Origin of the sequence: Sporosarcina aquimarina (assembly GCF_023715615.1) — a bacterium.
GTDB lineage: Bacteria > Bacillota > Bacilli > Bacillales_A > Planococcaceae > Sporosarcina > Sporosarcina aquimarina_A.
Genome location: NZ_JAMBOM010000006.1, coordinates 68,077 through 87,287, shown reverse-complemented (window position 1 = coordinate 87,287; position 19,211 = coordinate 68,077). Strand labels below are relative to the sequence as shown.

Here is a 19,211-nt window from a genome sequence, read left to right as displayed (position 1 = left end):
ACAACCGTATATGTTAAATGGTACTCATTTCATGTGTTATTGTAATCCTTCTACATATTCTCGGGGAGATTGTCCTGCGTACTTCTTAAAAGCCTTACTATAATGTGCGTAATCATTAAACCCTGTCATATTTGCAATTTCAGCAAGCTGAAAACAGTTTTGGCTCATAAATTCAATGGATTTATGCATTCTATACTCAGTCAAATAATTACTATATGAACAACCTACTTCTTGTTTAAATACTTTACTTAAATAGGGCCTTGAAATATGTAAGAGCTGTGCCAAATCCTCTAATGAGATTTTCGACATATAGTTTACTGCGATATATTCCTTTACAAATTCTGCATACTCATAGTGTTTTTCAGCTCCCTCTAACATCTTCACTAAAAATTCATCCGCTTCTTTTTGTCCTATGTTCTTAAACTTTCTAATAGTCGAGGACAGAGCTTGTTCTGTTGGAATTCTTTCAAAAGAAGATCCCCCGATATATCCCATTGTTTCCGTGTTGTCTTGCATATATTTCACATCTGTCGGGGTAGAAACTGGACCTCCATAAATCATTTTAATGACCTGATGTTCATTGTGATCGCAAACGCTGAAGATTTCATTGACCACTTTTGCTCCTTCTACTAAGCTAAGTGCTTTCTTTGCGCCTAGCATACCGCCTTTTGTAAAGCCTAGATGAGCACAAATAACATCCGCCCCAGCATCCAACATCAGCCTCGCTTGCTCTTTATCAAATACAAATGCAATTGTAAAAAGCTCTTTCTCATGGGCGATTTTTATCGCTTTCACTTCCGTTTCATACGAAACCCCTTGCTCCTCCAATGCCTCTCTAAAAACCCCATCTATCATTCCTACAGAAGGATAGTTATTAATACCTGTAAACCCCTTTGTTTTAATTTCTTGAATGTATTGATCTAAATTGATCAACGGGTCAGTTGCACACAGTCCAAAAACAACAGGAAACCCATTTGCGATAGGGAGTATTTCCCTTGAACCAAATTCCATAACGAGTTTGTTGCAATTTAAGTAAGGGAGATAGCCTGCTAGTGAACTAACTCCCATTTGTCTAAAGCGTCCGGAGTTTAACGCTAAAATCATATCTCCTCCACCAGCCACAGTAGATTTTGCTGATTTACCTGAACCTGAAGCCAATCCAATGATAAATTCTTTCTGATTAACCTTATTCAATAATCTTTGCTTAAGCTGTATAGTCATAAACCTGTTTCCACCTCAGCTTTTTTTCTATTTCCCGCTCTTGCAAAAAACGGGACTTTTCACCTCATGCTATTACAGTCTAGTTAACCACATTGTAGCCAATGAAGGAATTGCTTTCTACAGTGAAAAATTCTAATCAGAAAATTATTCAAAACAAAAAGAACTCAGCATATGCCGAGCCCCCCTTGGCGTTTTTTCATTTATTGGTAACCAATACCTTTATATTTGGGTTACGAGCTAGAAGTTCTTGTATGAATGCATCTTTGTTTTGCGGTGAAACTTTCACACTTCCGAGTAACGCATGTGCGTAAAACAATTCAAGAGCATCCACTGACGAAAGCAATCGGTAACCTGTATAGATGTCCCGTGTAGTATTTACAGTCGTAATGGTTTTATAAGAAATTTTACTGCGGAATGGTCCACCTTTTATCAACAAATAATCGGGATGAAAAACATAACGAATAGCAAAACTGCACCATGCAATTACACCAACACTGACCAGAAACACAACAGTAAGTGTCAAAATAACTGTCCAATCGGTTCCGCCTTCTAGAAACAGTGGCCACCATGTAGCTATGCCGATTACCAACATACAACTACCAATGAACAAAAGAAACTGTTTATCGATTTTTGGTTTAAACTCCATTAGCTTTGTCCCCCTTTTTGAGTACTCATAATCCGAAGACTTCTTACTCTTTTCTACGTTTCGTATCCTTTAAAGTTTCAACTTTCATGTGATCAACCAGTTTCTTCAATTCATCTACATCTTTTATAGAAACCATAAACCTCTCAGATTATTTCTCTATCCTGAATCAGGATGGAACGGGACAAAGTTTGTGTATAGGTTATGAAAACAGTCTTGTGCGATGACTGTTTTCATAACCTGTTGATGGAGATTGACAAGTAGTACGAAAATCTCTGTTGAATGACTTTTATTTCCTATCACCAGCTTGAATGTGCTCGAGCAATTGATAGTTTAATTATATATTAGAAAAGTGTTGATTAACTTTTCAAAATACATTGACATCACAATAGATTCAGCATATATTCTATATAACAAATTTCCTTTCAGCGGAAATACTTTCCAATGAACGGAAAAAGGAGTTGAAGTTCATTCTAGTTTTCAATGTATGTGTCGTAAATTTGTACTTGTATCTAGCAACTGACTGAGAGCTTTAAAATCCAACGTCTTTCAACACAATAAGAGGACGTCCTAGACAATCCAAGTTCCAAAAGAAGAATAGGTTTTGCTTGTCTGTATTACGCGGTGGCATCTGTAGAGCCACAGATTTGTAGAATTTCACTTGGAAGCGCTTCCACTAAAACCAACAGGAGAACAAAGGAAATACGTTCTTGTTGGGGTTCATACCTACAACTAAATTGCTCGTTATCTTGGGGTGGGATAGTCGACAACAGGTTAGTTTCACTGCATTTACATATTCGTTATCCTGGGGGGATATTATGACAAAGCCAACGAAAGACTACTTGAACCATCAAGAACAGGAAACACCGGCGAAAGGGATTAATGCATTTGCACTCATGTTCATTGTCATTGTCATTATGACCGTGCTCACGTATATCGTGCCTGCTGGGCAGTATGATCGCATTGAACAAGATGGACGAACAATTGTGGATGCGAACTCATTTGAATTTGTCGATAGAACACCAGTTGGACTCCTTCAAATGTTTAATAGTGTGCATTTAGGTTTAATGGAAGGCGCGCATATTATTTTGTTTGTGTTCCTCTTTGGTGGTGCACTTGGAATTATGCAAGCAACAGGGGCGATTGATTCATTCATCAAGGTGGTTGCAGCACGATTTGGAAAACGTGAAATCGTCCTCATACCATTATTGGTTCTGATTTTCGCGTTACTTGGTACGTTAATCGGCTCGGCTGAAGATACACTCGTCTATATTGCCATTATCGTTCCGATGACGATGGCACTAAGGATGGATGCACTAACCGGCTTCGCCATTGTCATGCTCGGTACGATGGCTACCGGATTTGTGACAGGTATCACCAATCCATTTAACGTAGCTGTTGCACAAAGCATTGCTGAACTCCCGATTTATTCGGGAATGGGATTACGCATTGCGATTTTCATTGTGTTCTATCTACTAACAGTTGTCTTCATTTATAGACATGCCATGAAAGTTAAGAAGAATCCAGCAGCAGGCATCTATGGCAAGTTCGATCCGAAAGATCAAGTTGCTATCGATATGGAGTTCAAAATGAGTAAAAGACATTTACTTGCCTTACTTGTCCTACTTGCGAACTTCATCGCCTTAGTTGTCGGAGTCATTAAATTCGGATGGTACATTAGTGAAATCGGCGGTATCTTCCTTTTCAGTGCGATTATTATGGGGATTATCGGAAAGTTATCTATGAATAAGATGGCAGATGGTTTCGTATCAGGAGCACGAGAAATGGTCGCTGGGGCTTTAATTATTGGGATCGCCCAAACGATTCTCGTCGTTACGAAAGACGGTGGCTTACTGGATACGATTTTGTATTTTTCAGCTGGATTAGTTGGTCAATTGCCCGCATCTATCAATGCGATCGGAATGTTCTTTATGCAGTTAGTCATTAACTTCATCGTCCCTTCTGGAAGCGGTCAAGCTGCTCTAACGATGCCTCTGATGACACCACTCGCTGACTTGATTGGTGTTACAAGACAAACTGCGGTGTTTGCTTTCCAGATGGGAGATGGAATCTCAAATACCGTTATTCCAACGAGCGGAGTTTTGTTAGCAGGACTCGCTATTGCTGGAATTCCGTTCACTCAATGGGTTAAATGGGTATTCCCTTATGTACTGATACAAGTCGGAATTACAATTATTTTCCTTATCATTGCACAAGCCATTAACTACGGACCATTTTAAATTAATTAGGGGGTTTTACAATTGGTTTTGAATCTAGACTCATTGCAAAAAGAAGTCATTTCATGGAGACGTCATCTACATGAAAATGCGGAACTATCCCATCACGAATATAAAACATCGGACTATATTTATAAAACTGTTTCTGAGTTTCCAGGACTCACTGTTACGAGACCGACAAAAACGAGTGTCTATGCCGTATTGAAAGGCGGAAAACCTTCTGCTGCAACATCTCGCACAATTGCTTTTCGTGCAGACATCGACGCGTTACCTATCCATGAAGAGGCAGATATCGACTTCCAATCCAAAACACCAGGAGTGATGCACGCTTGTGGTCATGATGCACATGCTTCAATGCTAATGGGTGCTGCGAAAGCGTTGTCCGAAAGACGGGATGAATTCAGCGGAGAGATCCGTTTCATCTTCCAGCATGCAGAAGAAGTGACACCAGGCGGAGCGCAAGAACTTGTTGAACACGGCGTCATGGAAGGCGTCGATTACGTCTTTGCATTGCATGTCTATCCCTATGAGAACGCAGGTAAGTTCTCGATGCGTGCTGGTAAGATGAATGCAGCAGGAGATGACTTTGAAGTGAAAATTATCGGACGAGGTGGCCATGCCTCTACTCCTGAACTCGCAATCGACCCACTCATTATCGGAGCAGAGATTGTCACGAATATTCAGCTGATCGTCTCTCGTAAATTGCCGATTTTGCAGGCTCCGGTCATCACTGTGACAAAGTTCAATTGTGGAAACTCGTTGAATGTCATTGAAGAAAGTGCATCATTCGGTGGAACCATCCGCTCGCATGATCCGGTCGTTCGCATACAAGCTAGAGAGTACTTGGACCAGGTTGTAAACGGCATCGCAAACACGCATGGTGCAAAAGCGGAAATCAAATGGGATCTCGGATGTGCCGCAGTTCATAACGACACGGAAGCAACGGAAATCACTCGCCGCGCAGCAGCTAAATTAGTCGGAGAAGAGAACGTTATCGACTTGCCAGAGCCGATGTTTGGCGCTGAGGACTTTGCGGCGTATTCAGAAGTAGTTCCTGCGTCCATGCAATTCATTGGTGTTCATAATGAAGATTTTGGCAAAGCCTATCCCCTGCATCATCCAAAATTCAAGATTGAGGAAACGGCGTTGCAGTATGGTGTGAATTATTTTGTCAATATCGCAGAAGAACTTTGTGGTGAATAAGAAAAGATAAAAAAAGGCGGACTGAACAGGTCACGAATTATGACCTGTTCAGTCCGCCTTTTTATTTGATAACAACTCTGAATATTGGTTGAGTTGTGCATCACACAGACAAAGGCCATGAAATAAAAAGGCCAGATAACCTAACACCCAAACTAAAAAGCGAACCTGAAGACAAGCTCACCACAAAATCCTTCTACGTTTCAGAGTTGTGTTTAATATATGTCTCATAAGCTCGTGGATCTAGCTCTGCAGACACTAAAAAGCCTTCTTTTCGTCTACTCTTCTTCTGCAAACTTTAATCTGCGCCACGATTTGTGGTTATGCTAATTTCAAAAATTTCGGCCGTTCATAAATAAAGACAAATTAGCCTGTATCTATCAGCGTTATACAATGCCAGGACAGCGAACCCTCTAATTCCTGTAAGGTAACTTAGAGAAAAGGAAAATAGAACAGAGAAAACATTGTTGCTGTAATTGTGGCCAGGGTGACTGCAAAGACCGACTTGTTTGCTGCGTTTCGGAAGAATAACCCACCTAAAACCACTAGGCCTGTGAGATTAAAAACAAACTGGAACAAATACATCTGATGCTCACTAAGATAAATGCCTACACCAATTGTTTCAGCGGCTAGACCACTGACAGGCAAGGCATACAAAAAACTGCTCCACTTGTTTTCTTTGTTCCAATTGTATAGCACGAAACTGATAACACTGCATACGACGGCGAGCACATTGTAGAACATGAAAAGGTTCCATTGAAATCCATCATTAAAGAATCGTGGCATATAGAAACCCAAAATGTACTGCAACAAATAAAAACTAAGATTCATGTTTAACAAGTACAATAGGACGTTGATTGCAGCGTTGCAATTTGAATCACTGAAGTAAATAACCAGCGTCACTGTAACTATCCAAAAGCCGAATAAGGTTGCAATCGAACTAAAACTCCATAAGCTATCATACGGAAAAAAGTCTGATAGTCTAGTTATGATACCCGCAGCCAATCCTAATATGGTGTAGAGCAAGTACCTATTTGCTTGCCTCGTATATTTTTCAGAAGTTGCTGCTACCGTCATCCACGATCTTCCTCTCTGTTGTTTTTTGTATGGCATACCTGCGCAGCATACAACTTCTATAAATTCCTGAAATATGTCCGAAGTGTATGTTTCCTCACTGATTAGTAATACATCTAAAGCATAGTTAGAGTCAATGGTACACAGCTATCCATTAGGTTCTAGCCACATCCCAAAATAATTCTATTCTTATCTTCACGATGGACCAACACGTCTAACTTGTAGTTGACTCGTTTGCCACATGAACGACCGAAAGCAGTGTTATTTGAAAACCTTTTTTATGAGTGTCAATACGAGAAAGTGAAGTACGCCACCGATAGCCCCTAATAAAATCATAGATATTAATGAAAAAAGATCATATAGAATAACGCTTCCCAAAAGGCCCGCCAAGCTACCAACCCCCGCATAAAGCAATGTCTTTAGGCTATTCGAATAGTTGTTAAACCTGGCTGAGAAATCGATATACAATGAAACAGGGAATGCTAATAATGCAAAGAACGGAAACGAGTAAAGAGCTACTACAAAGACCGTTGGGGCAAATCCCCAAGCATCTTGAACAGCAATCATAGAGTAACTTGCTAAGAGAATTCCAAATAATATGGGAGATAGTAGAATCGCTAAAAAGTAGAGAGCAAAACGTTCAAATGTCTCTTTGTAGCTTGTTGTCATAACGTAGCCCCACCTTCCTTCACGAGGATTCAAACATCTTTTTCGCCGCCCAAAACTGCCCTGAATAGCGTATTATCGAATCAGTCCCTGGAGAACCATCAAGATAGGGGTGTATAGGAGCAACGGAATCAGTAAAATGACTGCTCCCATTTTTCGGATTCCCTTTTTCAACATTAAAAGGACGAGCAGATAAAATAAAGGATATACGATGAAAACAATGATAAAAACACCATCTATTGCTGAATAGAGCTTATCTGGAACTATCAATAACACAGGAATCGCAACCAATTCCAGAACACTGAAAGTGATCACAGCTATCCCCAAACTTCGTAATGTCATACTACATCCCCATTCTCTGGTAGTTTCTCACAGCGTTTTCTTTCACTTGTTATGTTGCTGAACAATCAACCTAGATGTCGCGCATTTATAGTAAGAATTCATCTGAATAACAACTTTGCTTGAGAAATATTTCCTTCTCTATCTTATCATTCGATTTCGAAGAATCCAATTTCGTTTTTTCTTTCTGAGGAATCGTAGTTCATTTCAAAAGAGTTTGACTCGACTGTGTACCACATAACTTCGAATATACCTTCAACGTGTTTCTCCAAAGCAGATTTTATTAATGCAAAACACCATAAAAAAACACTTCCCACTAAATCGGAAAGTGTCTTAATCATATTCCTATGCTGCATGAGTGCGTGACCATTTGCCGTCCGACAGCACATCCTTTGCTTCCATTATACCACAACCGAAAAACCACTTATAGACTGTTATTTTAATACCTCCTGCCCTATACTGATACATACAAATCTGCAATAAAAGGAGTGTAGTTGGATGGACAACCAAACAACGTTACATGAGGAGGGCCCTTTCTTTCATGGCACAAAAGCGGAACTGCAAATCGGGGACTTCTTGAAGCCTCAGCACCCCTCGAACTACCAGGACAAAAAATCCAACCATATCTACTTCACCGCAACCTTGGATGCCGCCAAATGGGGTGCTGAATTAGCCACATCCGGACTCCAGGAACGAATTTACGTTATCGAACCTACAGGTGAATTCGAAAACGACCCAAACGTGACAGACAAACGATTCCCCGGCAACCCAACACGTTCATACCGCTCTAAATCTCCGTTGAAAATAGTAGCAGCGCTGGGCAAATGGGAACGCCATTCTGATGACGAGATCAACAGGATGCTGACAGCCTTAAACACGTTGCGCGAACAAGGGAAAGATGTCATTTATGATTAATCGTAACTAGTCCTACTCTATGTAAATGCGCATTAAGTGAGCCCAATTTTCATAGCAAATCAATACTAACGATCATCTTCAAAGGAGAATACGCCATGCAAAATTTAAATAGACAACGAAAAGTCATTTTAGACTTAGCCGTCACACTAGATGGATTTATTGAAGGAACATATGGTGAAACTGATTGGTGCATCATGAATGTTGAAATGGAGTTCAATCATTTTTTGAATTAGATCGACACGATTCTTTACGGCAGGAAAAGCTATGATTTGTGGGGACACTATCAACCGGAAAATCAGGAAGAAAGCGAACTATGGGACTTGATACATGAAAAGAAAAAGTATGTGTTTTTCACAACAAGAAACGGCATCGATCAGGGAGCTATCTTTATAAAAGAGAACATCTCTGAAGTAATCAGCCATTAAAAACACAGCCGGGTAAAGACATCTGGCTGTATGGCGGAGCTGGTCTAATTTCAACATTCATAGACCAGGGGCTCGTTGACGAATTCAGATTATCTATACACCCACTTGCGCTGGGAGAAGGAAAACCATTGTTCGAAGATCTTACGCAACGATTACCTTTGCAACTAATGGAAACAAACGTTTTTTCCTCGGGCGTTGTGCAACTAATATATCGTCCTAAGTAGTCATTATTTTTTAGACCAGACATTACCTGTGCACAAATTCGACCATTCAAGAAGAGTTAAAGTAAATGGCGGACTCAACAGGTCAAGAAACAGGACTTGTTGGAGCCGCCCTTTTTGGTCTGCTTATATACGGAACAGCTTGTACACGATATGCGATTGTTTATGAAGTAGTGCCAAAACGAGCTTCCGATCAACGAAATGATTGGAACCTCGTTTTTTGTATTCTTCGGAACTATAAGCTGTCATTTCCTCCTTAAATCGCAACTTTTTATGAGATCCCCCTCATATTTCGTTTTATTCTGCAATAAACCTTTGACTTTCAAAATAAAATGGTTTAGTTTAGTTAATATCCGAACAATTAGTTGTTAACAACCAACTAAGTTCGCATTTCAATTTCATCGTATAAACTTGGAAATAGGGTCCAAAAGTCTCTACCAAACTACCGTAAATAGTTTGACTACGAAGAATGACGAAAAAACGATCAGGTAGCCGCACTTTGTAAATGAGGTGCATGGTTTACCTTCTTTTCGTTTTCTCAGTCTGTTCACCTGTCAAACTCTAGTTGAAAAAACTAGAGTTTTTTCCATTTTCATATGCAGAATTCGAAAAAATTCACTAGAGAGGAAGAGTAAATTGGAAAGCACAGCACATCCGCAACAATCGTTATGGGGAAATTTGAAAGATAATTATCGTTTATATTTAGCAGCTATTATCATTGTCATCATCGCCGAATACATCGGCATGAAAACGTTCCATTTAGGGTCTGCTCTAATTGTTATCTACCCTATGCTCTTTGCAATCGTAATCGGCGTTTTACTTGGAAAAGATATTTTACGTTTCTTCACAAAAAAGGAAGCAAAAAAGGCCTCCTCACTAGTGCTCGTCGTGATTACCCCCTTTATGGCGAAAGTCGGTGTACTAGCCGGTGCTAACCTTCCTGAATTAGTCAATGTAGGACCGGCACTAGCATTTCAGGAAATTGGACATATCGGAACCATTTTGTTCGCCTTGCCAGTTGCATTGCTACTTGGTATTAAGAGAGAAGCGATTGGCGCAACGAGTTCAACGTGCCGGGATAAGGATTATGGTTTGATTTGTCACCTTTACGGCTCCGATTCCCCTGAAGCAAGAGGCGCCCTTTCCATCTACATCATCGGTTTTTTAATAGGGACTGTATATATCGGATTTTTAGCAAGCTTTGTCGCATCGTTTAACTTTTTCCACCCGTTGGCACTCGCGATGGCTTGCGGGATCGGCAGCGGTGTGATGATGGCGGCCGCTTCCGGTACACTTGCAACTATTTATCCTGAGTACGCTGATCAGATTGTCATGCTGGCAGGAGCAAGTGATATGTTGTCTGCCATTGTAGGAATTTATTTCACTTTGTTCATTTCTCTTCCACTTACAAAGAAATTGTATTACTTTCTGGAGCCAAAGCTTTCCGGTGGATTTCCTAGTTTCCTTAAAAGACATAAAGTAAAGGGAGGAGCTTAACATGGCTATGAATATGCGTAACTGGACTCTCTCCCTAATCCTTACCTCAGTCGTTACAACGCTCATGGCGAACCTGATCGGCAACAAAGTGTCCATTACAGAATCTATTCCAGGTGTGCTCTCATTATCTGCCATTGCGTTTGTCGGTATCTCATTAGGTAGGTTGATCCCTTTAAAAATCCCACCTATCGTCTATGTCGTGATGACAGGAATGATTGTGGCAAGCCCTATTTCACCTATCGCCCAGCCAATCATTGATGCTACAGCTAAAATTTCCTTCATGGCTCCGATTACAATTGTTGGGACTCTTGCTGGAATCGGACTCGACTTCAAGTCATTCATTAGCCAAAGTTGGAAAATGGTAATCGTCGCTATTTTGGTCTTTACAGGTACTTTCCTTATACAGGCTACGTTTGCCGAAGTTTTTTTGAATGTGACAAATACTTTTGAATGATGCACCAATAAAAAGATCATGGAGGACTACTATGAAGAAAAGAGAAGAGTATGCGGATCTGATTGTTAAAAACTGTTCCCTACTAACCCCTGACTTTCAAGTCATACATAACCAAGCAATTGTGATAAAAGATCAAACTATTGTCGATATCGGAGACACGTCAACACTTTCGAAATCCTTCACAGCGACTGAAACCGTGGATGCGAAAGGTAAATTCGCGATGCCCGGTCTCATCGATGCCCACACCCACACTTGCCAGCAACTTTTAAGAGGACGGATAGCAGATGAATTGCCAATGATATGGACACGAATCATGGTTCCTTTTGAAAGTCGTCTTCAGGAAAAGGACGTACATATCAGCTCCCAGCTAAGTTGCCTGGAGATGATCAAATCCGGAACCACCTCTTTCATCGATGCAGGTGGACGGCATATGCATAAGGTGGCTGAATCGGTCTTGGAATCCGGTTTGCGCGGCGTCATTACGTCTTCAACGATGGATAGTGGCAAAGAGATTCCCACAGATATGAAGTTATCTATCGCAGAAAACATTAATCTCAATCGCCAATTATTCAACGAGTTCAACGGATCTGGTGATGGGAGATTAGATGTATGGTTTTCCTTGCGCTCTATCATTTCTTGCTCGCCTGAACTCATCCAACAAGTATTTACCACGGCAAAGGAATGCTCTACTGGCGTGCAATCCCATATGAATGAATATACAAATGAAATCGGTTATTGTCTTGAAAACTTTAAAATGAGACCTTACGAGTATTTGGATTCTTTAGGTGTGTTGGATAATAATTTCTTAGGCGCTCACAGCATTCTTCTTTCTGCAAACGAAATGGAAATCATCAGAAACCGTCAATGTAAAGTCGCACACAGTCCTGTCAGTAATTCTGGAAAAGGGATCCCGAATACCCCGCAATTATTACAAAAAGGAATAACCGTCAGTCTAGGAACGGATGGTGCTGGGCATTCCGGCTTGAACTTGTTCGACCAGATGCGCGTGTTCAAATCACTGATGCGAGCGTCTTTCGGGGCTCCTATTTTCGACCCGGTCGTCATGCCTTCAACGTCTCTCTTGGAAATGGCAACTTTAGGAGGAGCAAAGGCGATGCTTCGTGAAGACCAATTAGGGACGCTAGAAATCGGCAAAAAAGGCGATCTCATCCTCATAGATGTCGATCAACCCCATATCCAGCCAACCCACAACTTATTAAATACGCTCATTGAAGTTGTAACGAGCAGGGATGTAACTGATGCAATCGTGGACGGAAAACTATTGATGAAAGACAGACAAGTCCTTACAATGGATGAAGAGAAAATACTGTATGAAAGCAAACTTTCAATGAAGGAACTTTCTATCCGAGCAAATATATAACCTTACTCCTATGGGTAAGAATAATCGAGGTTTAACAAATGTCTATTTTACTTTTTTGTATCGTCTTACTTGCCAACTTGGTAATTGGCATCTTTTTAGGAATATCCGGGATTGCCGGTTTCCTATTGCCACTCATTTACGTTGGTTTTTTACACATGCCTGTACATGACTCCCTTGCGCTAAGTTTTTTGGCCTTTGCCGTTTCGGGTATACTCGGAGCCTACTCTTATTGGAAGATGAAACAAATGGATTTGAAACTTGCGCTATTTTTAAGTATCGGTAGCCTCCCTGGAGCTTTTTTAGGGGTTCAAATCAATGTCTTAACTTCCGATTTCCTAGTAAAACTCTTCCTTTATCTGTTCGTTTTACTGGCGGGATTATCTATTCTGTTTAAGAAAAACAAAGGTGAGGGTGAACAAGAACGTTCATCCCTGTTGGATCATCGCCTTTTCGTTATGCTGCTTGGCTTTTTGACAGCAGTCATTTGTGCTCTAACTGGAGCTGGCGGACCGATATTATTAGTCCCGTTGTTAGCAAGTCTTGGAGTCAATATTAGAGTGGCGGTAGGCGTGGGTCTCCTGAACTCTGTCATTATCGCTATCCCTTCCATGGCGGGATACTTCTCCCGCGCCAACTTGGACTCAACTGCCATACTGATTGTCGCCAGCTTGCTTGGCACTGTTATCGGAATCATGACGGGCACACGGATTGCGAACAAAGTTCCAATACCACAGTTAAAAATATTGATCGCAATTATCACCATCGTATCGTCCGTCTATATGTTAGCCACTTTAGTGTTGGGAGCCTAACTCCTAAGTATCAACGGACAGCCTCAACTCCTGGTTAATTTACTAGGTTTGAAGGACGTAACGCTAGCTCTATCATGAAATTAGCTGAGTGTAGAGGGTTCCAGTAACTTCTGCATACTGAAGTAATTTGAGAACTGCTTCTGGCCGTAAAATGACCTTTGGCTCCACTCTCTGCAACGTTTTGAGAAAAAAAGCAACCTTCCTGCGCCTCTTTACATCGCGGGAAGGTTGCTTTTAAATGGATTTACCTATGGGATTTAGATGGCGCCTAACTGGATCTAATCCTGAATTTTTGTACATACACGTGGTTAATTGGCATGTAACTCATCATTCTAAGCCCCCAATGAACACATTCGATCCCTTTCCGTTGGAGTACTTATTGTAAATGGGCTCCTCAGACTCATCGAATCGATCTGCCGTAATACGAACATATAGAGGTCCTCCCCACAGATCTTCAAGATTACCAAAACGCTCCAAAATCGTTTCGAATTGAGTATTTGTCATTTCACCAGCGTAGTTAAAGGGTAACCACATCTCTGGTTGGTCATTATCTGAATGTCCCTTGTACTGTTCCATCCATTCTTTCGCTTCCTCTTCAGATGGATTTCCCAGTCGATTCTCTGCATACAAACGCAATAGTTCAGGAAACATTTCCTGATTATACTCCACTTGTTTAATGATAATCTTTTCACTTTCTTCCCAGCTCAATCCGGAGATTGACTTCCTTAGTTCTTCTACTTTAGGCACTGCAGATTGATGGGCTGCGGTTGAGATTTTCTCCATTAACACATCCCCGAGTGTAATAAGCCCTTCGGTACGCTCTAACCCTAGATGATCCAAACCGGCAAATCTTCTAGGCTTGGCTTCCTCATCCACATTTAAAAAAGCTCGCCCTTTGTATACGGGATCGTGTTCCGTTTCATAATCGACCACAACTCGGCTCGTGTCTGCAGACTTTCCAATATTGTCATACTGCACTTTTCCTGCTGATACAGTCAGCCCCTTATCTCGCATCGCTTCCTCGACTAGTTGCTGCGCTTCTTCCACTGTGCTTTCCTGCTTGATAAATTGCTCCGCTTCTTTTGATTGGCAGGCAGCTAATACTGACAACAAGCCTATGATTACGAGTAGATAGATGGATCTCATAGCTTCCCTTCTTTCTTCGTTCAAATAACGAATCTGTAAGAACTTCTATCTAAGCTCTCATTTCTATCCCTTCCGCATAATCTCTTCCCCAGCAGTATCATATTCACCGATGAATACAAAACCGAGTGTTTCATACAAGTGGACGGCACCTAGATTCTCTTTATAAACACTTAGGTAAATCGGTTGCTCTCCATATTCCTGAAGCACCCGTTCAATTAGAAGCTCCATAAACTTTCGGCCGTATCCCCTACTTTGAAACTGCTCATCGATCAGCATTCGATCTATCCAAAGATTGTTGCCCCCCTGGCTATCTTTTAAAGAACCATACATCGCAAAGCCAACAGGCACGTAATCGACATACAAACCGACTGGCCGAAATTCCTTCCATTGTTTGGCTTCCGCTAAGCATTCTTCTATTGTTTCGATAAACCCCCGTTGTTTTTCTGAGACACGTAAGGCTAACATCTCTCTTCTGTTTGTTTCACTTACATGTTGGATGTCGTAGTTCATAAGTGCTTCTCCTTTCCGTGTGACGGGACTGCAACTTATCTTGAACTCTCCAATAGTCATCCTCATATTCCCACGTACTGAGGACAAGTTAGTCAAACTAGTAGATATAACTCGGCTATCTAATAATAGTAACCTTACCGTTATGAATGAATGGTAGAAACTAAATTTCCATATCCACTTCCGCAAAAGTTGCCATATGTTTCATCATGCTAACAGCCGCCTCAATAATCGGGAAGGCTAAAGCTGCTCCAGAACCTTCCCCCAGACACATATCCATCGTTAACATGGGTTCAATTCCTAACAGCTCGCTTGCCAGTCGACCGCCTGGTTCTGCGGATGCATGGGAGGCGATGAAATATTGCTTGGCGTTCGGTTCAATCAACACGGCAATCAAGGCCGCCACTGTGGAGATATAACCATCTATCACAACAGGGATTCGATTCGCCGCTGCCCCCAGCATCACTCCTGCCATGCCCCCGATTTCCAACCCGCCAACCTTTTCCAGAACATCGATTCCATCATTCGGATTCGGCTTATTTTTCGTAATGGCTTTCCTAATGACCGCTACTTTGTGCTCAATTCCTCCTGGTCCCACACCTGCCCCTTTTCCGGTAATTTCTAACGGATCGCAATTTTTTAAAACAGACAAAATAGCCGTACTTGAGGTGGTGTTGCCGATCCCCATCTCGCCTGTTCCAATCAAACGGGTTCCATTTCTCGCTTCCTGATTGGCCATCTCTATGCCAACCTCGATCGATTGGATCGCTTCCTCTCTTGTCATTGCAGGACCTTTCACCATATTATCTGTTCCATGTTTAATTTTCCTTTTGATCACACCTGCATCTTTAGGGAGTTCCCCTTTTATTCCAATATCCACTGCTATAATTTTCGCTCCTGAAACTCTTCCTATTGCGCACACGCCTGTCAAACCTTTTTGAAAGAGTAACGTTTGGGCTAATGTAATCTCTTGAGGATTACTGGAAATGCCCTCATCGTATACACCATGATCAGCAGCCATCGTAATAATCGCTTTCTGATCGAGTGAAGGGGTAAGTTCTTTAGTAATGCCAGCTAATTGCACGGCAATCTCCTCGAGTCTCCCTAAGCTTGTGGGAGGCTTGATCAAACTGTCTACTCGTTTCCTCGCCCTCTCCATAATTTCCTCATCTAATTTTTCGATCTTATGTATGGTCTGTTCTAGCACTCTCATTTTCAATTCTCCTCCTTGACATTGTGAATAGTATCTGATTGATTCAAAATTAACGTTTACGGGACCATAGTAGAGCATCACATTCAATTCGTCGGATTATATCTGATTTCCCATCTATATACTTCTCGATATCATACGGATATTGCGTGGCTAGTCGTGTTTTCAACGCTCCATATTCCATCGCACGAGCAGGATGCACCCTTAAAAAATCTCGAAACACAAGATGACGAGCAATGGCAGGACTTCCTTCTTCAAAGACGTGAACGTGATGACTCCTCGCATTGCCCCCCTTTTGAAAGTAACGTCTTCCTTCAATACCGTTTTCACCTTTAGCTTCATACCCAATTCCACACATCGAATCATTCCATTCATCAATACGTGAAATCGAGCGAACAACAAGCAGAAGGTCAATCACCGGCTTTGCAGACATTCCAACTACTGATGTACTACCGATATGATGGACTTCTAATAACTCCTCACCAAAAATCGTTCGAAGTGTAGTCTCTTCTTTTTGAAATGCAGGTAGCCATGTTGATGAGTATGGAACTACTTCCACTTTCCTTCTAGTCTCCATAACATTCTTCCCTTCTATTTCAGATTGACTCGTACTCATCCCTTCTAAACTGATCCATGAACATAGAACTCTATTAACAAGTATAACTGCCCTTCTCATTATTCTGATAGTTTAGCATAGTTGGCTCCATTCTTGTCCGTACATAGAAAAAAATCCCGCAGCATAGCTCGCAACGGGATTAGACTCTGTTCAATTAAACTTGCAGGCAGAAAAAAATGATAATGGACGCCTCTCCACTTTTTTCCTTATCCACTCTATATAGAGAGTCGATGTCGATTTCATCAGGATACACTGGAACACTGTGAATAAAACGAATCGCGCGTTAATTGAAACACAAACCAATTTCAAGAGGGTAGTCATTGAGCTCTTTTACATGTTAATACCTATGTTATTACTTGAGGATGTAAATGTGCATAAGCAAAAACCCAAGAATGAACTCCTCGGGTTGTTTGCTATTGAATATAGAAATTATGCTTTTACAGGTTCTCCATTGAATACTTTAAGGTCCATTGGTGCAGCCAAGTAAGTTGGCGCTTTTTGAACAAAAGCAGTGAAATGCTCACTTGTATTATGGGTTGCAGTAGCTTCTAAATCATTCCAAATTTCAACCATTGTATAATGGCAATCTTGTTCAGTAGATTTCAACAAATCGTAGCTAATGTTCCCTTCTTCAGCTCTTGATGCTGGAAGAAGTGTTTTGACTTCTTCCAAGAATGCTTGTTCTTGATCCGGTTTTACTTGAAGGTGTGCGTGAATAATAATCATAGTTATCCATCCTTTAAATTAGATTTATTGAACTAGAAGCTTATGCATAATAATATCCAGTTCTTTTCAAAACTTTTAGTAGTTAACGATATTGTTTTGCATGCGATTAAGCATATCTGATAGGGATTCTAATTCTTCCGGTTTAAAATCATGAAGCATTTGATTTACAAAACCAACCTTTTCTTTCTTGTAACTCACAATTTGTTTACGGCCTTCCTCGGTAAGGCGAACAAATATCACTCGATTATCGCTAGGGTTTCTTCGTCTTGTCACCATGCCGTTTGCCTCAAGTTGCTTTAGATGACGAGTAATGGCACCACTATCGATATTAACAGCTTTTTGTAGGGTGGATTGATTAATTTCTTCAGTTTCATAAAGCTGGTGTAACAATTCATAGCGTGATGCACTAATGCCTGTACACCGTTCAAATTTAGGGCTGATTTGATTGTTAAGTCCATTAAGCAGACGTAAGATTTGTTCCTGATTTGATAGTGAACATCTCATAATTGACCTCCCAAATAAGTTATGAGGTCAACATATAAGAGCATCTCCAATCAATTGACTCGTCAATAATTGACCTATCAATAAATATAATACAAAATTATCGAACATACAACCAAAATGATCACTAACCCCAATTTAATTGTTTTAAAACTAAATAAAACATACCGAGTTAAATTCAATAGATTCTATCTTATCTCCATTGTGTAGTTGTTTCGACTGGCAGACGATACGATTGAAAACCTTCATTGATGGCTTTACCGATGGTGATTAGCATAACTGGCATATAACGTTCTTTCTCCAAATCAAAGGCCTCTGCAATCTGGTCTTTTTCATAACCACCAATAGGATTCGTATCATATCCGTAAGCACGGGCTACTAGCATAAGTTGCATGGAAACAAGCCCAGCATCCAGCATAATAGTATCTTTCATTTCTTCATCGGACATCTTTTCATAAATCGGTTTAAAAGCATTCAATTGAAATTCTTTTACTTCCTGAGGCATATATCCAAGTTCAACAGCTTTGCCGTAAATTTCTTCGGCATAGTCAAAATTATTTAAGTCTGCGAATACAGCGATTACTGCGGATGAGCTCAAGACCTTATCCTTGTTGAATCTGGAAAGAGGGGCTAGTTTTGCTTTTCCTTCCTCACTGTCAATCACAACAAATCTCCAAGGTTGCATATTTATTGACGATGGCGCTTTTGAAGCTTGAGTGATGATTTCACTCATTTCTTCATGGCTGATTTTAACTGTTGGATCATATTCTTTGATGGAACGACGCCCATTTAATATTTCATTGAAATCATTCGTTTTTTGATGTTTTTGCATGATGAAAAAGCTCCTCTTCTTATTTTAAATTAATTGATGAAACAATGTTTGATGCGTCAACTATTGCTTCGTCAATTAATATAATATAATTTCGAGGAATATGCAACTCCTAAGATCGATTCAGCAAATTTATTTATGAAAGTATCCAAGGTAGGCTGTGCACCAAACAATTCGGACACTATTTCGAATCGAGTTTGAGTTGTGCGTTATACAGACAACCTACATGGTTCTTGTCAGCACATACAAAAAACCCCGCAGCATAGATTGCAACGGGATTAGACTCTGTTCAATTAAAATCTGAATGTCACTTGAGTAAGTGACGCGTCAATACTTCTTATATCGAGATTTGTTTTCTGCTGCAATTTCTTCCTTCAAATCTCCAATGCTTTCTGCACGCCGTTCATTTTTCGCTTTGATTTGAGCACGCTCTTTGCCTTCTGCAAAATACATCGCTTCCTCGGCCGCTTCCATATTACCAATCGTTTTTTTCAACCGCTCTACATTATCCGAAGGATCATTCGGTTTCGGAAAGTTTTTAGCCATCAGACATCCTCCTTCATTCATAGATCATGATACAGAGGATAGTCTTCC

21 protein-coding genes, 1 pseudogene and 1 riboswitch are annotated in these 19,211 nt (G+C 40.7%); of the genes and pseudogenes, 9 read left to right on the top strand and 13 right to left on the bottom strand.

Features of this window, described 5'->3' with window-relative positions:
* Positions 1-36: 36 nt before the first annotated feature.
* The gene (locus M3197_RS13810; protein ID WP_251662168.1) at positions 37-1,221 is read right to left on the bottom strand and encodes a phosphoenolpyruvate hydrolase family protein; all 1,185 of its coding nucleotides are present in this window, start codon (positions 1,219-1,221) and stop codon (positions 37-39) included.
* Between the two features lie 196 nt (positions 1,222-1,417).
* Complete coding sequence (locus tag M3197_RS13805; RefSeq protein WP_251662167.1) at positions 1,418-1,867, bottom strand: PH domain-containing protein; 450 nt, start codon at positions 1,865-1,867, stop codon at positions 1,418-1,420.
* Positions 1,868-2,682: 815 nt separating this feature from the next.
* On the opposite strand from M3197_RS13805, the gene M3197_RS13800 reads away from it, so the two are divergent.
* Both M3197_RS13800 and M3197_RS13795 read left to right on the top strand, forming a co-directional pair.
* Positions 2,683-4,104, top strand: a complete 1,422-nt coding sequence (locus M3197_RS13800; RefSeq protein WP_251662166.1) for a YfcC family protein — start codon at positions 2,683-2,685, stop codon at positions 4,102-4,104.
* 21 nt (positions 4,105-4,125) lie between these two features.
* Positions 4,126-5,304: a M20 metallopeptidase family protein gene (locus M3197_RS13795; protein ID WP_251662165.1), complete on the top strand. Its 1,179-nt coding sequence runs from the start codon at positions 4,126-4,128 to the stop codon at positions 5,302-5,304.
* A 429-nt stretch (positions 5,305-5,733) separates the two neighbouring features.
* On the opposite strand, the gene M3197_RS13790 is transcribed toward M3197_RS13795, so the two are convergent.
* From M3197_RS13790 to M3197_RS13780, 3 genes are all read right to left on the bottom strand, one after another.
* Positions 5,734-6,378 carry a hypothetical protein gene (locus M3197_RS13790; RefSeq protein ID WP_251662164.1) on the bottom strand — a complete coding sequence of 215 codons (645 nt, stop codon included), beginning with the start codon at positions 6,376-6,378 and terminating at the stop codon, positions 5,734-5,736.
* 258 nt (positions 6,379-6,636) lie between these two features.
* Entirely contained in the window at positions 6,637-7,044 is a 408-nt protein-coding gene (locus M3197_RS13785; RefSeq protein ID WP_251662163.1) for a hypothetical protein, read from the bottom strand.
* A gap of 72 nt (positions 7,045-7,116) precedes the next feature.
* Positions 7,117-7,383, bottom strand: coding sequence for a hypothetical protein (locus M3197_RS13780; RefSeq protein WP_251662162.1), 267 nt, complete (start codon positions 7,381-7,383; stop codon positions 7,117-7,119).
* A 495-nt stretch (positions 7,384-7,878) separates the two neighbouring features.
* Here M3197_RS13780 and arr point away from each other — a divergent pair, with 495 nt between their 5' ends.
* The 7 genes and pseudogenes from arr to M3197_RS13745 all read left to right on the top strand — a co-directional run bounded on the left by arr (position 7,879) and on the right by M3197_RS13745 (position 13,082).
* Positions 7,879-8,295, top strand: a complete 417-nt coding sequence (arr, locus tag M3197_RS13775; RefSeq protein WP_251662161.1) for an NAD(+)--rifampin ADP-ribosyltransferase — start codon at positions 7,879-7,881, stop codon at positions 8,293-8,295.
* 95 nt (positions 8,296-8,390) lie between these two features.
* Positions 8,391-8,944, top strand: a pseudogene (locus M3197_RS13770) (dihydrofolate reductase family protein).
* 65 nt (positions 8,945-9,009) lie between these two features.
* On the top strand, positions 9,010-9,201 hold the full coding sequence (locus M3197_RS13765) for a hypothetical protein (protein WP_251662160.1): 192 nt from the start codon (positions 9,010-9,012) through the stop codon (positions 9,199-9,201).
* A gap of 121 nt (positions 9,202-9,322) precedes the next feature.
* A riboswitch (purine riboswitch) is annotated at positions 9,323-9,424 on the top strand.
* Between the two features lie 153 nt (positions 9,425-9,577).
* Positions 9,578-10,438 (top strand): DUF3100 domain-containing protein, encoded by an 861-nt coding sequence (locus M3197_RS13760; protein ID WP_251662159.1) that lies wholly within the window; start codon positions 9,578-9,580, stop codon positions 10,436-10,438.
* Position 10,439: 1 nt separating this feature from the next.
* The gene (locus M3197_RS13755) at positions 10,440-10,892 is read left to right on the top strand and encodes a hypothetical protein (protein WP_251662158.1); all 453 of its coding nucleotides are present in this window, start codon (positions 10,440-10,442) and stop codon (positions 10,890-10,892) included.
* A gap of 31 nt (positions 10,893-10,923) precedes the next feature.
* Entirely contained in the window at positions 10,924-12,273 is a 1,350-nt protein-coding gene (locus M3197_RS13750; RefSeq protein WP_251662157.1) for an amidohydrolase family protein, read from the top strand.
* A gap of 38 nt (positions 12,274-12,311) precedes the next feature.
* A complete protein-coding gene (locus M3197_RS13745; protein WP_251662156.1) occupies positions 12,312-13,082 on the top strand; it encodes a sulfite exporter TauE/SafE family protein in 771 nt (256 codons plus the stop codon).
* Positions 13,083-13,409: 327 nt separating this feature from the next.
* Here the strand turns inward: M3197_RS13745 and M3197_RS13740 are convergent, their stop codons facing one another.
* The 8 genes from M3197_RS13740 to M3197_RS13705 all read right to left on the bottom strand — a co-directional run bounded on the left by M3197_RS13740 (position 13,410) and on the right by M3197_RS13705 (position 19,163).
* A complete protein-coding gene (locus M3197_RS13740) occupies positions 13,410-14,228 on the bottom strand; it encodes a hypothetical protein (protein ID WP_251662155.1) in 819 nt (272 codons plus the stop codon).
* 63 nt (positions 14,229-14,291) lie between these two features.
* Positions 14,292-14,738, bottom strand: coding sequence for a GNAT family N-acetyltransferase (locus M3197_RS13735; RefSeq protein WP_251662154.1), 447 nt, complete (start codon positions 14,736-14,738; stop codon positions 14,292-14,294).
* 160 nt (positions 14,739-14,898) lie between these two features.
* Positions 14,899-15,948 carry a nicotinate-nucleotide--dimethylbenzimidazole phosphoribosyltransferase gene (gene cobT / locus M3197_RS13730; protein WP_251662153.1) on the bottom strand — a complete coding sequence of 350 codons (1,050 nt, stop codon included), beginning with the start codon at positions 15,946-15,948 and terminating at the stop codon, positions 14,899-14,901.
* Positions 15,949-15,997: 49 nt separating this feature from the next.
* On the bottom strand, positions 15,998-16,561 hold the full coding sequence (locus tag M3197_RS13725) for a GrpB family protein (protein ID WP_251662152.1): 564 nt from the start codon (positions 16,559-16,561) through the stop codon (positions 15,998-16,000).
* 429 nt (positions 16,562-16,990) lie between these two features.
* Entirely contained in the window at positions 16,991-17,287 is a 297-nt protein-coding gene (locus M3197_RS13720) for a putative quinol monooxygenase (RefSeq protein WP_251662151.1), read from the bottom strand.
* A gap of 75 nt (positions 17,288-17,362) precedes the next feature.
* The gene (locus M3197_RS13715) at positions 17,363-17,791 is read right to left on the bottom strand and encodes a MarR family winged helix-turn-helix transcriptional regulator (protein ID WP_251662150.1); all 429 of its coding nucleotides are present in this window, start codon (positions 17,789-17,791) and stop codon (positions 17,363-17,365) included.
* Between the two features lie 190 nt (positions 17,792-17,981).
* On the bottom strand, positions 17,982-18,620 hold the full coding sequence (locus M3197_RS13710; protein WP_251662149.1) for a nitroreductase family protein: 639 nt from the start codon (positions 18,618-18,620) through the stop codon (positions 17,982-17,984).
* 324 nt (positions 18,621-18,944) lie between these two features.
* A complete protein-coding gene (locus tag M3197_RS13705; RefSeq protein WP_251662148.1) occupies positions 18,945-19,163 on the bottom strand; it encodes a small, acid-soluble spore protein tlp in 219 nt (72 codons plus the stop codon).
* Between the last annotated feature and the right edge of the window lie 48 nt (positions 19,164-19,211).

Excerpts from the sequence above, each read along its gene's own strand:
- cobT (WP_251662153.1), bottom strand. The coding sequence starts at position 15,948 with ATGAGAGTGCTAGAACAGACCATACATAAGATCGAAAAATTAGATGAG.
- M3197_RS13805 (WP_251662167.1), bottom strand. The coding sequence starts at position 1,867 with ATGGAGTTTAAACCAAAAATCGATAAACAGTTTCTTTTGTTCATTGGT.
- M3197_RS13710 (WP_251662149.1), bottom strand. The coding sequence starts at position 18,620 with ATGCAAAAACATCAAAAAACGAATGATTTCAATGAAATATTAAATGGG.
- M3197_RS13720 (WP_251662151.1), bottom strand. The coding sequence starts at position 17,287 with ATGATTATTATTCACGCACACCTTCAAGTAAAACCGGATCAAGAACAA.
- M3197_RS13750 (WP_251662157.1), top strand. The coding sequence starts at position 10,924 with ATGAAGAAAAGAGAAGAGTATGCGGATCTGATTGTTAAAAACTGTTCC.
- M3197_RS13785 (WP_251662163.1), bottom strand. The coding sequence starts at position 7,044 with ATGACAACAAGCTACAAAGAGACATTTGAACGTTTTGCTCTCTACTTT.
- M3197_RS13740 (WP_251662155.1), bottom strand. The coding sequence starts at position 14,228 with ATGAGATCCATCTATCTACTCGTAATCATAGGCTTGTTGTCAGTATTA.
- M3197_RS13745 (WP_251662156.1), top strand. The coding sequence starts at position 12,312 with ATGTCTATTTTACTTTTTTGTATCGTCTTACTTGCCAACTTGGTAATT.
- M3197_RS13800 (WP_251662166.1), top strand. The coding sequence starts at position 2,683 with ATGACAAAGCCAACGAAAGACTACTTGAACCATCAAGAACAGGAAACA.
- arr (WP_251662161.1), top strand. The coding sequence starts at position 7,879 with ATGGACAACCAAACAACGTTACATGAGGAGGGCCCTTTCTTTCATGGC.
- M3197_RS13790 (WP_251662164.1), bottom strand. The coding sequence starts at position 6,378 with ATGACGGTAGCAGCAACTTCTGAAAAATATACGAGGCAAGCAAATAGG.
- M3197_RS13810 (WP_251662168.1), bottom strand. The coding sequence starts at position 1,221 with ATGACTATACAGCTTAAGCAAAGATTATTGAATAAGGTTAATCAGAAA.
- M3197_RS13765 (WP_251662160.1), top strand. The coding sequence starts at position 9,010 with ATGGCGGACTCAACAGGTCAAGAAACAGGACTTGTTGGAGCCGCCCTT.
- M3197_RS13725 (WP_251662152.1), bottom strand. The coding sequence starts at position 16,561 with ATGAGTACGAGTCAATCTGAAATAGAAGGGAAGAATGTTATGGAGACT.
- M3197_RS13715 (WP_251662150.1), bottom strand. The coding sequence starts at position 17,791 with ATGAGATGTTCACTATCAAATCAGGAACAAATCTTACGTCTGCTTAAT.
- M3197_RS13755 (WP_251662158.1), top strand. The coding sequence starts at position 10,440 with ATGGCTATGAATATGCGTAACTGGACTCTCTCCCTAATCCTTACCTCA.
- M3197_RS13735 (WP_251662154.1), bottom strand. The coding sequence starts at position 14,738 with ATGAACTACGACATCCAACATGTAAGTGAAACAAACAGAAGAGAGATG.
- M3197_RS13780 (WP_251662162.1), bottom strand. The coding sequence starts at position 7,383 with ATGACATTACGAAGTTTGGGGATAGCTGTGATCACTTTCAGTGTTCTG.
- M3197_RS13705 (WP_251662148.1), bottom strand. The coding sequence starts at position 19,163 with ATGGCTAAAAACTTTCCGAAACCGAATGATCCTTCGGATAATGTAGAG.